Below are 12961 nucleotides of genomic sequence, written 5' to 3' on the forward strand. Positions count from 1 at the left end.
TATATATTAGGACTAATTCATAAATGTTTTAACCGTAAAAATACTGATTTTTTACGTGATATTTTTATGATGAAACAATTAAAAATACTAAACTTCGATCGCCTCCAAAAAAAGTATCTTACACTACAATATATAATTTATCAATAAAGTTTCGTATGTTCATCAATTTACTAGGTGTAAGTCCACAAAAGGCATCGCTATCCAACCAGTCCAGACTTTTTCTAATACCTGTTCTTTGATGTTAGTTGCTCTTTGTGCGCCAATGAGGTATCTAAGTCCAAGATGATATTTACCGGGCTTGAGGTCATAAAAATAATAGAAGCCTCCAGCTTGGTATCGATGTTAGAACCCCGACTTCTTAGAGAAGTCGGGGTTCTGGGTGTTCTGTTTTTTTAGATTTGTCTGCTGGTTACTTGCTCAGCCGCTTGTAAACCGTAGCCAAAGCATGGCTATCCCCCACATTTCCCGGAAACAAAACAACTGGTAAATTGGGAAACAGAGGATGATTAGCCTCGGTTTTCACCACCGAACAACCTGCGATAATTTGACCGATTTGCCTGACACTTTTCAGCGACAAACCTGTACTCAAAACATCATTAGAAGTAATGCCGCCCTTGCTAATCAAAAACCCGATATCGGCAGGCAGTCCCCGCACGATATCCATCAATAAAGCAGAAACCGCCTCTCCAAATTTTAACCGGACTTCGGTATTTTCAAATTCGAGTTCCTTGCGGCTGGTATAAATTACAGGCGTTTTGCCATCGGCATGAGAAGTGCGGGCTTTTTCGAGAATTTCATCGAGCAGTTGGGTGCGATACTCTGGTGAATCTTCTAACAAGTGAGATACATCTATTTCAATGCTAACTATATTGGGTTCTTTTAACAAGCGCTCCAATTGTTCAGTAGTTTTCTTAACGTGGGAACCAACTATGACTGCACCGGGTTTGCCATCCCTCACGTATTTTGCCATTTCGTCGGCTGCTACTGGCTGCGGGCCGAGGTCAGCTAAGGATGTTAAAATACTTGCTGCACTGCGGAATAAAAACTTTTTGCCTTGACTGACTGCATGGAGAATGTGTTTGGCAAATGTGTCTAAATCGCCTTGGCTTTGGCCGTCAACAACTGCACATTGGTTGTCTGTCATGTCCATCAGTCGATCTAAACTTCCGTAGCGAATGTCTCCGAGTAAAATGCGATCGACTGCATCAGCAGGGATGCGACCTTTGGTTTTTTCTTCTACATAGTCTGGCAGGTAACTGTGACTGTAGCCGAAGACTGAATCTTTGGCAAATTCGGTTTCGTGTACTGGTGTCGGGACGCTGTTAACTATTAGGTAGTGTACGCTGTGGCGGGTAATTCTGCCTCCTTCAAAAAAGGCGGGAATTAGAAAATGGGCGTCGAAGGGACCAAGTTCTTCAGCGATCGCGTCGGTTTCGATGGGATAGTGGCCGCGCAGGGTAGAATCGGAACGGCTAACTATTAGGAAGTCTTCGATTTTTTCGCTGGCGATCGCCCTTTTTAGATTTTGGCACACTTCGCGGGTGACGGAGGCTGCTTTTTCGGGAGTTAGCGATCGAGTATTTGTCAGTATGAAGAAAATCGGGTACTTGTCCCGCAGCCCCAAACGCAGGGTGTCTTCGTCCCAACGTGTCAGCAGCAAGCAACTGTGCACGGTTTGAGAACCTGTCGGATCGTCGTCGAGAACTATAATCTTGGGTTTGGCAGAAGACATACTGACCTGGTTGTTAACGTCACCTTTCCAAGATATCCTTACCTGTTACGTAATAGGTAAAAATTTACAATAATTATGATATTTTTTCAACAATTCTCCTAATTCATAATTTTAAAAATGTCTTTGAGTTCGAGTGGAACAGGCATCCTGCCTGTTGCGGTTCAGCAAGCTGCATATTGCTACTGCGTAAGAGGCGCACGCAGCCGTGCACGCTACTTACTTTTGCCATTTTTAAAATTAGCAGCGTTTCGCTCTTGCAACTTTTTCATTTCTGCTTGAACTCCCACGGCTACCTGCAAAGCTTCGTTGAGTAATCGTCCCGGCTGGCTCGATCTATCGCTAATTTGCAGGGCATTCAAAGTTCTCAAATTATTGGCAAACAATTCGGAGTTAGTAGCGACAAATTTTTTGTTTTCCCTGAGAATTCTTTCGGTTTTCAAAGCTCGAACTAAATCGTCTCTGATTAGCTGCAAGGCTTGAATGACTTTTGCCCGATCGCCGATTTTGACTCCCGCATTGCCAGCATCTTCTATCCGATCATTAATGGCGATCGCTTCGATTATACCATTATAGCGATCCACATCATCAAAAAGATTGATTAAATCTTTGTTTTGCCGACTGCACCGAATTTTCCACGCATCCTCAAGGATTAAACCGAGTATCGCAACCAAGTGGAGGGCGAACCACAACAAATAAGCTCTAGGAAATATCGCAACCAGCAGCCAACAACTGATTAGAAGCAAAACAATTAAACCGACAGTTTTCAAAGCTTCGCGGGCAAACTTAGTCGCTGTCGGCGGGCGGTATACGCGATCGGGCCCCGCGCCTGTGAGGTGCTTGAGCTCACCGACAGTAATTTCTAATCCCTGAATGTCAGCTCGCATAAATCTTCACAAATATTTCTTAATTATAAAGTTTTGTAGTAGAACAAGGGGCTCGTCTACAATAAACCTAACACTTTTTTCACCCAAAACTGCACTATGTCCGCACGTCCTATATACCTCGACAACCACGCCACAACCCCCGTAGATCCAAGGGTACTTGATGCGATGCTGCCGTATTTCACCGAACAATTCGGCAACGCAGCCAGCATCAACCACGTCTACGGCTGGGAAGCAGAAGCAGCAGTAAAACAGTCACGACAAATCATAGCAGAAGCGATCAATGCTTCTCCAGAAGAAATTGTTTTTACCAGTGGCGCCAGCGAAGCAAATAACTTAGCGATCAAAGGTATCGCCGAAGCTTATTTCAGTAAAGGAAAGCACATTATCACAGTAAAAACCGAACACAATGCAATTCTAGACCCCTGTACCTATTTGCAAAAATTGGGGTTTGACATTACTGTTTTACCAGTGAAAAGCGACGGGCTGATTGATATAGGCGATTTGATCAAAGCGATTCGCGCCGAGACAATTTTAGTTTCAGTGATGACGGCAAATAATGAGATTGGCGTCATCCAGCCGATCGCAGAAATTGCAGCAATTTGTCGGGGAAATGACATTCTTTTTCACACAGATGCGGCACAGGCGATCGGCAAAATTCCCCTCGACGTAGAGGAGATGAATATCGATCTAATGTCCTTGACAGCCCACAAAATCTACGGGCCAAAAGGCATCGGTGCTCTCTACGTGCGCCGCAACAAACCGAGAGTGCAGCTAGCGCCGCAAATGCACGGAGGAGGCCACGAAAGGGGAATGCGATCGGGAACTCTCTACCCACCGCAAATAGTTGGGTTTGCCAAAGCAGTAGAATTGGCAATTGCGGAAATGGAGTCGGAAACAGAACGAGTGGTTAATTTGCGGCAGCGTTTGTGGGAAAACTTGAGTGAATTGGGCGATGTTTTTCTCAACGGTCATGCTACTAAGAGATTGCCGGGGAATCTCAATATTAGTGTAGCCGGGGTTGACGGTCAAGCGTTGATGTTGGGTTTGCAACCGGCGGCGGCAGTTTCTTCGGGATCTGCTTGCACTTCGGCGAAAATATCTCCATCTCATGTTTTAGCAGCGATCGGGCGATCGGACAAATTAGCTTATGCTTCAATTCGGTTCGGTATTGGCCGGTTCAATACCGAAGCCGAAATAGATGCAGTCGCCGAACACGCGATCGCAACTATTCAATCTCTCCGACAAGCTCAAAAAGTGATGAGTTAGAAAGTATTGGTGTCAACTTAAGCCTAAAACCCACTGTCTCTCTCATTTTTATCAAAGTCTCGATCCCCCTAAATCCCCCTTAATAAGGGGAGTAGGGGTTGACTATGAACATACTCTTGTCCCCCCCTTATTAAGGGGGGCTAGGGGGGATCGGGAAGATGAAAAAAAGTCATTTAGTTACTTAGAACCAAACACCTCGCGCACCCGATAAATCGGTTTTCCCTGCGACTCGTGATAAGTCCGCATCATCACTTCAGCCAGCAAACCAAAACAAAATAACTGTACGCCAGTCAACAGCAAAACCACAGCCAAAATCAGCAAAGGACGGTTCCCAATAATTTGGCCAAAACCCAATTTTAAGACTGTCAAATAAATCCCTAAAACCGTTCCCAACGTCATAGAAGTCAGTCCCAAAAGTCCAAAAACGTGCATCGGTCGAGTCAGGAACTTTTTCATAAAAGAAATAGTTAACAAATCCATCAACACCCGAAAAGTCCGCCAAATTCCGTACTTACTTTGACCGAAACGGCGGGCGTGATGGCGCACAGGCAGTTCTGCAATTCTCGCCCCTTCAATAAACGCCAAAGCAGGCAAAAAGCGGTGCAATTCCCCGTAGAGATTCAAGTCTGCTACCAACTCGGATTTATAAGCTTTCAAAGAACAGCCGTAGTCGTGCAAAGTTACGCCTGTAACGCGACCAATTAACCAGTTAGCAATTTTAGAAGGAATCAACCGGCTAATAGTATTGTCTTGCCTATTTTTGCGCCAGCCGCTAACTAAATCGTAGCCTTCATCTAACTTTGCCAACAATAGCGGAATATCAGCCGGATCATTTTGCAAATCGCCGTCTAGGGTAACAATAGCACGACCGCGAGCGCGATCGAAACCTGCCGACATGGCAGCAGTTTGCCCGTAATTGCGGCGCAAAATTACAGCACAAAGGTCATCGCGAGTGCTGGCTAACTGCTGGAGAAGTTCAGCAGAACCGTCCTTAGAACCGTCATCTACACAAATAATTTGATAGCTGAGTCCAGAGGGTTGGATAGAAGAGGCGATCGCCTCAATCAAATGAGGCAAACTTTCCACCTCATTATACACCGGCACCACCACCGAAACATCGAGAACAACCTCAGCCTCAGCTTGCTGTCTCGCCAATTTTTCCAAAAATAATGCAGCGTCCATTTTTTTATTCGATAATATCAGTAATCATTAGTCATTAGTCATTAGTTAACAGTCAACAGTCATTAGTCATTAGTCATTAGTTAACAGTCAACAGTCAACAGTCATTAGTCATTAGTTAACAGTCAACAGTCAACAGTCAACAGTCAACAACTAATTAGGTTGATAACTTGCCACAACTTTACCATATCCCCGCAATTGCTGGTAATAAGCTTGACTGACTCGATCGCCATCCTCCGACAAAACATCGATACCGATACCGTTGCGACCTTGTGCTTGTCCCGAACTGTGAATGTAGCGATTATCTCCGAGATATAATCCTACATGAGTGGCTTTTTCGGGCGTACCAAAAAATACTAAATCCCCCGGTTCTAAAGCACTGATACTAATAGGTTTAGTAAAAGCTTCCTGCTGATAAGCATCCCTCGGCAACCAGATGCCCGCAGCCACAAAAGCAGCTTGCATCAAGCCCGAACAATCATAATTGGGCCCGACTGTACCGCCCCAAAGATAATAATTGGATTGGTTCATAGCCTCGCGAGCGAAAGTAATTACAATTGGTAATTTTTCCTTGATTTGGGCCTCAGAAAGCACCAGAGGATGATACACTGTTTTTGCCACATCGAGCAACTCAACATCTCGAATATCCAGCCATCCCGGATAATCATCTTCGCACAGTCGCACCATCACAGCCGTTGTATCCCCCTCAACAACCGAGTCTATGGCATTTCTCCCCCCCTTGATAAGGGGGGGCTGGGGGGGGTCAACAACTCGCAAATGCCGCCCTAGGGCTGCTTGAGTTGCCAATCGATCGCACTTTGGGGAATCGTAAATATTTATGTGCGATCGCGCCCGGTACTCCACAACATCAGATAATTGATAATTGGCCATTGCTAATTGCTCATTGTTTGCTGTTAATTGTTCGCATTTATTGTTCGCATTTAACGATAGATTGCCATTAGCTGCTAGCCGTTAACCGTTAACCGTCAGCCATTAACCATGACATTTTTTCACAAAGACGAACAATTAGAAACCCTCGGCAGTAGCATTATAGACTCCGCATTGTCAGAATTTACAGGATTAAGTGGCGATAGTATAGCCATTACCTGGATAGTCTACGATCCGCCGGTGCGAGTCAATACAGGCGGCGCGCTGAGTGCAGAAGAATTTTGGAAGTATCAACCGCGAGGTTTTAGCGCTAGAGCTTCCCAACGAATTTATCCCGCCAGCATCGTCAAATTATTCTACCTCGTTGCCATCTGGGAATGGGCGCAAAAAGGCATGATTCAAACATCGCCCGAATTAGAACGCGCCGTCCGAGATATGATAGTTGATTCCAGCAACGACGCCACCAGTTTAGTAGTAGACGCCCTCACCGGCACCACCAGCGGCCCAGAATTATCACCCGCGCCCTTTGAAACTTGGAAACAGCAGCGAAACATCGTCAACCGTTACTTTCAATCATTGGATTGGCCAGAATTAGAAAATATTAACGTCAATCAGAAAACCTGGTGTGACGGCCCCTACGGTCGCGAGCGAGCAGTTCTGGGAGAATTAATGGAAAATAGAAATATGCTGACCACAAATGCAGCGGCGCGTTTGCTGCACACTATAATCGGCGGCGTAGCTGTTTCTGCCCAAGCATCACAAGAAATGATGGGTTTAATGAAACGCAGTTTAGACCCAGCAGAATTAGAGGCAGATCCCGAAAATCAAGTTACAGGTTTTTTAGGTGGCGGATTGCCAGAATCAGCAAAATTGTGGTCAAAAGCGGGACTGACAAGTCAAGTTCGTCACGATGCTGCTTATATTGAAATATCGGGTTTGCGGCCGTATTTGTTGGTTGTATTTACCGAGGGGAAAGAGAATAGCAAGAATGAAGAAATTTTGCCATTTATCTCGCGGCAATTTGTCGAAGCGATGAAGACATTGAATTAGATTTAGTAGTTGATTATTGCGGCTAGACTAGACTTGAACTGCAAAAATAATTGGGACGGGCTAGAAGCCCATCCCACAATAAAATTTTGTGGGATGGGCTTCTAGCCCGTCCCAAAATTTGATTAAAAGGAATTTTTTCCTAGAAGCTCTAAAACGGAGAGGGAGGGATTTGAACCCTCGAAGGATGTTAACACCCTTAACAGATTAGCAATCTGCCGCTTTCGACCACTCAGCCACCTCTCCAAGATGACAGTAACTAACTATAGCACACACATCTTATTTTTGCCAACCCCTAATTTAAAAATTCCTCAATCCCTTACTCTGTATACTTTTCGCGACCTCAACCTCCAGCCTATTCCCCAAAGCCCCTCGCCTTCAAGTGCTTTTCCCAACTAAAATTGGAACTCAAAAAGAACCTCTTAGTATACAAATACCCCAAGCGGTACAGGTGAGCCTTGCGATCGCCATCGAGATTAAAGTCCGTCGTCGTCACCCCAGCATCAGTCACATCAATATTAATCACCCTGCCTTTATCCATTTCCCGCTGGTGATAGCGGTCTCTTGCTTTCATCATCGTTCGGAACATCGCCGCCAGCATCGACAGCGGAGTATCAATCTTAACTTTAGTCTCAATTCCGGTATCGACTAATCGAAACCCAAAGGTAAACCAGCGCGGCATAGCAGGAGTCGCACCGACGGATTGTTTGTCATAAATCCACAGGGGGAAATTGCTCAAAATTCCGCCATCTACAATTAAGTCATCGCCGAGTTTTCCAGGTTCAAAAAATAGCGGAATACTCATCGACAACCGAACGGCTTCAGCCACGCTAAAATGTTCAGCACTTTGGAGTCGCAACTGCTCGTACAAAGGATCGGAATCCGTCGATTCTCGTCGGTGTAAGTCGTCGGGCAGCACCAACATTTCACCGCGAGTCAGGTTGGATACTACTACTTTTAATTCCCGGTCTTTTACGATTTGTTTGACATCGGCAAAAGTGTGCAAGTTACCTCGACCGAGCATTGCTTCCAGCCACTGCCGGAAGGGCTGCGCCGAATATTCTCCCATCTGACGGCTAACTGTTAGGAAAAGCAGCGTCCAAGCAGGAGATTGCAAGTCGTCGGCGGGGTCGCCGTTTAAAATTAGAGGACTGTTTTTTTTAGTTAAAAATATGCTGTAATCGAGCTGTCCTAAAATTTCCTCTAAGTCATCTATTGACAAGTCGGTTGCCAATACTGCTGCAGTAATTGCACCTGCGGAAGTGCCGGCCAATTTTCGCCAGTTGATGCCCAAATCGCTACAACACCGGAGTGCTCCTAAAAACGCAACTCCGCGCACGCCGCCGCCTTCAAAAACCCCGTCGGCATAGATGTGACCGTTTTCGTCGGGAGGGGGAAATTTGCTGAGAATTGTTTGTTTTTCGGTGGCAGTGATTCTGACACCGGGTTCTTGCAAAATTTGCTGGGGATACCACTTGCTCATGGGAAATACCTCGGATCAATTTTGGGTTTTAGATTTGAGATTTATATCTATTGTTCTTGATTGTTGTCGGCATCCATTGCCTCTTTGACGTATTGTTGAACTTGCGATCGCACTTGTTCGTAGGCCACCGACGCGCACCAAGGTCGGAGAGATAAAATAGTTGTATCGGGAGTAATCTCGGCCACCAAACAAGTCGGGGGCGGATTCTCCAACACCAGCGGGTGAGAGTGGGCAATTTCTAATAACTCAGCTACAGTTGGACGAATTGGCCGATCGCCAATATCAATCTTCAAGTCTACTCGCCTCGTTCCCATTGCCGTTGTATTTTTCAGTGTACCGTTAAACAACTGATTGTTCGGGACAATAATTTTTATGCGATCGTCTGTCACCACCGTTGTTGAAAAAATCCCGATGCTGTCCACCACTCCCTTAACATCGCCAGCTTCAATCCCATCCCCGACTTCAAAGGGCCGCAAACTAATCAACATTACCCCAGCAGCAAAGTGCGACAAAGTATTTTGCCACGCCAAACCAATGGCTAAACCCGCCGCGCCCACCACCGCAACCACACTGGTAGTTTGAATTCCCAACTGACTCAAAGCGGCGACTACTCCCACTACCAAAATCGTAATTTCAGCAGCTTGAACTAAAAATTTCCGCAGCGTGGCTTCGGTGCGACTCAGTGCACGGCGAGTCACGCGGCCCGCAAAGCCGATCGCAAATCGCGTAATTAACAAAATGCCGATCGCCCACAGCAGTTGAGGTACAATTTTAAACCCCAATTCTACGAATTTTTTCGAGAATTCTTGGGCTACTTCCAAGGCTTGTGTTCTTTCTGCATTTAGCTGAGAATAGAATGTTTGGGCTATTGGTAAAAACGTCTGAATAACTGTCATGTTAATTTGGAATTGGGAATGGGAAATTGAAAATTGCAGTCTCAGTCTTATCGCTTATTCCGAGAGTCCGACAGGGGTTGAAAACCCTGTCTCATAGCTAAAGTCCTCTAAAAGAGGACTAATACCCATTTAATGTGAATTTTCACATATCTCGCTCCCCCTCGCATACCCCCTACTCCCCCTTAATAAGGGAAGTAGGGGTTGACTTTGATCGGAATCTTGTCCCCCCCTTAGTAGGGGCGGTGCTAAGAGTGCCCGCCCTCTTGGCTAGGGGGGATCGGATTCTATGTAGCCTCATAAAAATTGGTATAAAGTCGATAATTTTATCCTTCAAACTCTTGAGTCGGTTTTAACCGACTTTAGCTATGAGGCAGGGGTTTAAACCCCTGCCGGACTATTGTTAACAGTTTACTGCTACGCGGGGCAATCGGTGTTTAAAACCGCAGAGAATTTCCCACGAAATAGTTCCTAAAGTCGCGGCCCAATCGTCAGCAGTAATGTGATATTCCCCATCTTTGCCCAACAGCGTCACCACTTCGCCGACTTCTAAATCGGGAATATCAGTTACATCCAGCATTAATTGATCCATCGTCACCGCGCCCACTTGCCGCACGAACTGACCCCTGACTAAAACCTGCATTTTATTAGAAAGATTGCGCGGAATACCATCTGCATAGCCGATACCAATTACGGCAATCTGTGTCTGCCGCTGAGCTATAAATTGATAGCCGTAACTTACGCCGGTTCCTGCTTCAATTGTTTTCACCTGGGTTACTCTAGCTTTTACCTGCATTGCGGGCTTCAAATTGGATCTCGACTGCAAGTGAGGAGCTGGATATAGACCGTAGGTAGCTAAACCGACTCGCACTAAATCGTAGTGCAAATCCGGGTCAGCGAGGGCGGCAGCAGAGTTTGCTAAGTGGAGGCGAGGGGGGTTAATTCCTGCTATTTTAATTTGCTCGATCGCCTGTTGAAACCGCTGGTGCTGGTCTCTCATAACTGTGGGGTCGGGACTGTCTGCAGTCGCCAAGTGAGAGTAAATACTGGCTAATTTTAAATTTGGCAACCGCTTGACTAATTGCACAAATTCTGTTGCTTCCTGCCAGGGCGTACCCAAGCGAGACATTCCCGTATCCAACTTAGCGTGAACTGGCAAAGATTGGTTAAGACCAGCGAGAACTTCCGAAAAAATTAGGGCTTGTTTGGCAGTACAAATAGTCGGCTGCAAGTGCCATTGGGCGATCGCCTTTACCTGTTGGGCTGTATGGGTTGCCCCCAACAGCAAAATCGGCGCTTCTATCCCAGCTTCTCGCAATTCTATTCCTTCGGGAATTGTCGCCACTCCCAGCCAACTAGCACCTGCTTGCAATGCTGTTTGACTGACTGCAACAGCACCGTGCCCGTAAGCATCCGCTTTCACAACGGCCATCAGTTCCGTGTGGGGAGATAAGCGATTTTTAAGCTGTTTTACATTGTGAGTTAAAGCTGCTAAATCGATTTCTACCCAAGCCCGCTGGCATAGTCCCCCGTCACCTTCCCACAGCAAAGTCTGGCGGGATTCTTTTGTCGTTGATTCTGCGGTTGTTTGTTCCCCACTCCACATTGTCGATCGCTCCTACTTGCTTACACCATTAAAAACTGCTCTCAAAACTGCTAGGATATTTTACCCTAAGTTTGATTATAAGATTTTTCCTTTAATCAATGTTATACAAGTTTGAAAAAAGAATGCAACGGTCGGCAAGCTGCAAACCCATATTCCATAAGTCATTCCCCATCTAAAATCTAAAATCTAAAATCTAAAATCTAAAATCTAAAATGGTATTAACTGGTGTATCATAGCACCAAAAATACCCGGTAAAAACTATGGACGGACTAGCCTACCTACATTTAGCTAAAACTTGGGAAACGGCTACAAATCAGGCTTTCAAGGGCGGGCAAGATGCCCAACCCCTACTCCCCACAAACAACAACTTAAACTCTTGTGGAACAGGCATCTTGCCTGTTCATGAAAATGGTACAAGATGTCTGCTTCAAAGAACTAACTCAAAAATGCACCTAAAGTTAGCCTCTGCTCCTTTACTTTTCTTTACGATCGCTCTCACAATTTTAAATTTAGTCAATCCCGCACTCGCCATCAAAAAAGGTGATTCAGGCCCCCAAGTAGCCCAACTTCAGAAAACTCTACAAAACGCAGGCTATTTTCGCGGTAAGGCTACAGGATTTTACGGTTCTCTCACCCAGGCTGCTGTGAAAAAGTTTCAAGCAGAGAACAACCTGAAAGTTGACGGAATTGTCGGCCCTAAAACCTTGTCAGCGCTGAAAGGTAAGCCGGAAGAGGGGAGTATTGAAGCTGCGGAAAAAATCGCGCCAAATGTCGATCGACCTTCGCCATCTCCTACCGCCACAGAAAACACAAACGAAGTCGAAGATAAAACTAAAACTCAGCCCCCAGAACCTCTATTTCAAGAACCATCTTTGCCACCTTTTAAAACTGAAAATTCCGAGGATAAAAAAAGTGAATCACCAACCACAAGGCTAGTAAATCCTCCCGACAACACTCAAGGAAAAATGACCTTGAAAAAAACAATTTACGGCAACATCTCGCCAAAATCAATAGTTTATTCGGGAGACGGCTTGTTTTTTGCTCAAAACATGATGTACCGTCACACCATCACAGTTTACGACAGGAACTTTAAATTAGTCAAGACTATTCCCGATACAGTAAACTTGTCGAAGTTCGGCTTTTCTAAATTCAAAGGCAATTATAAAGGATCTCCCGTAGAAGCCGCTTTTTCAACTGATGGCAAATATGCCTACGTCTCCAACTACAAAATGTACGGTTCTGGGTTTAGCAATCCGGGAACCGACAGGTGTTCTCCAGCCGCAAAACACGACCAAAGTTTTCTGTACCGCATCAATACCAAAACTTTGAAAATAGAAAAGGTAATTCCTGTAGGTGCAGTGCCGAAATTCAATGCTGTTTCGCCTGACAATCGCTTCGCCCTGGCTAGCAATTGGTGCAGTTGGGATTTGAGCATAGTTGATATCAATAAAAATATCGAAATCGAGCGGGTGAAACTGGGTGCATATCCTCGCGGTATTGTTGTTACTCCCGACTCAAAAAATGCCTATGTTGCCATCATGGGTTCTTCCGACATTGCGAAAGTAAATCTGATAGACTTTTCGGTAGAATGGCTGAGAAATATTGGCAATGCGCCGCGTCATTTGACGATAGATCCTAACGGAAAGTATCTTTATGCCACTTTAAATGGTGAAGGAAATGTGGCCAAAATTGACCTACAAACTGGTAAAGTGGTGGACAAAGTTTCGACAGGAAGAGCACCTCGCAGCATGACAATTTCCGATCAGGGAAAACTACTTTATGTGGTGAACTATTTCTCGAATACTGTTAGCAAAGTTAGGACGAGCGATATGAAAGTGCTGCAAACAGTGAAGGTTAATTCAAGCCCGATCGGGATTACTTACGATCCGGAAACTAATCAGGTTTGGGTAGCTTGCTATTCGGGCAGTATTATGGTGTTTCAAGATTAATTTAGCTTGTTTCTATGTTCACTCAAGCGTGGAC

Annotated in this window: 10 protein-coding genes and 1 tRNA gene; 3 read left to right on the forward strand and 8 right to left on the reverse strand. The window is 45.3% G+C overall.

Annotated elements, in window-relative coordinates; all coding sequences use genetic code 11:
* Positions 1 to 409: 409 nt before the first annotated feature.
* Both QUB10_RS22720 and QUB10_RS22725 read right to left on the reverse strand, forming a co-directional pair.
* On the reverse strand, positions 410 to 1732 hold the full coding sequence (locus tag QUB10_RS22720) for a four-carbon acid sugar kinase family protein (RefSeq protein ID WP_333205541.1): 1323 nt from the start codon (positions 1730 to 1732) through the stop codon (positions 410 to 412).
* A gap of 212 nt (positions 1733 to 1944) precedes the next feature.
* Positions 1945 to 2616, reverse strand: a complete 672-nt coding sequence (locus QUB10_RS22725; protein WP_333143903.1) for a hypothetical protein — start codon at positions 2614 to 2616, stop codon at positions 1945 to 1947.
* A gap of 96 nt (positions 2617 to 2712) precedes the next feature.
* Here QUB10_RS22725 and QUB10_RS22730 point away from each other — a divergent pair, with 96 nt between their 5' ends.
* On the forward strand, positions 2713 to 3882 hold the full coding sequence (locus QUB10_RS22730; RefSeq protein WP_333205542.1) for an IscS subfamily cysteine desulfurase: 1170 nt from the start codon (positions 2713 to 2715) through the stop codon (positions 3880 to 3882).
* Between the two features lie 177 nt (positions 3883 to 4059).
* Here the strand turns inward: QUB10_RS22730 and QUB10_RS22735 are convergent, their stop codons facing one another.
* The gene (locus QUB10_RS22735; protein WP_333205543.1) at positions 4060 to 5064 is read right to left on the reverse strand and encodes a glycosyltransferase family 2 protein; all 1005 of its coding nucleotides are present in this window, start codon (positions 5062 to 5064) and stop codon (positions 4060 to 4062) included.
* Positions 5065 to 5214: 150 nt separating this feature from the next.
* The gene (locus QUB10_RS22740; protein ID WP_333205544.1) at positions 5215 to 5952 is read right to left on the reverse strand and encodes a C40 family peptidase; all 738 of its coding nucleotides are present in this window, start codon (positions 5950 to 5952) and stop codon (positions 5215 to 5217) included.
* Positions 5953 to 6060: 108 nt separating this feature from the next.
* Here QUB10_RS22740 and QUB10_RS22745 point away from each other — a divergent pair, with 108 nt between their 5' ends.
* Positions 6061 to 6999 carry a serine hydrolase gene (locus QUB10_RS22745; RefSeq protein ID WP_333205545.1) on the forward strand — a complete coding sequence of 313 codons (939 nt, stop codon included), beginning with the start codon at positions 6061 to 6063 and terminating at the stop codon, positions 6997 to 6999.
* Positions 7000 to 7153: 154 nt separating this feature from the next.
* Here QUB10_RS22745 and QUB10_RS22750 read toward each other — a convergent pair.
* The 4 genes from QUB10_RS22750 to alr form a co-directional block, all read right to left on the reverse strand.
* Positions 7154 to 7242, reverse strand: a tRNA-Ser gene (locus tag QUB10_RS22750).
* Positions 7243 to 7351: 109 nt separating this feature from the next.
* Positions 7352 to 8479: a patatin-like phospholipase family protein gene (locus tag QUB10_RS22755; protein WP_333154016.1), complete on the reverse strand. Its 1128-nt coding sequence runs from the start codon at positions 8477 to 8479 to the stop codon at positions 7352 to 7354.
* 47 nt (positions 8480 to 8526) lie between these two features.
* On the reverse strand, positions 8527 to 9375 hold the full coding sequence (locus QUB10_RS22760) for a mechanosensitive ion channel family protein (RefSeq protein ID WP_333037311.1): 849 nt from the start codon (positions 9373 to 9375) through the stop codon (positions 8527 to 8529).
* Between the two features lie 400 nt (positions 9376 to 9775).
* On the reverse strand, positions 9776 to 10978 hold the full coding sequence (gene alr, locus QUB10_RS22765) for an alanine racemase (protein WP_333154017.1): 1203 nt from the start codon (positions 10976 to 10978) through the stop codon (positions 9776 to 9778).
* A 260-nt stretch (positions 10979 to 11238) separates the two neighbouring features.
* On the opposite strand from alr, the gene QUB10_RS22770 reads away from it, so the two are divergent.
* A complete protein-coding gene (locus QUB10_RS22770) occupies positions 11239 to 12927 on the forward strand; it encodes a peptidoglycan-binding protein (protein ID WP_333154018.1) in 1689 nt (562 codons plus the stop codon).
* Positions 12928 to 12961 lie beyond the last annotated feature (34 nt).

It is taken from the genome of Microcoleus sp. B5-D4, from assembly GCF_036705145.1.
Lineage (GTDB): Bacteria > Cyanobacteriota > Cyanobacteriia > Cyanobacteriales > Microcoleaceae > Microcoleus.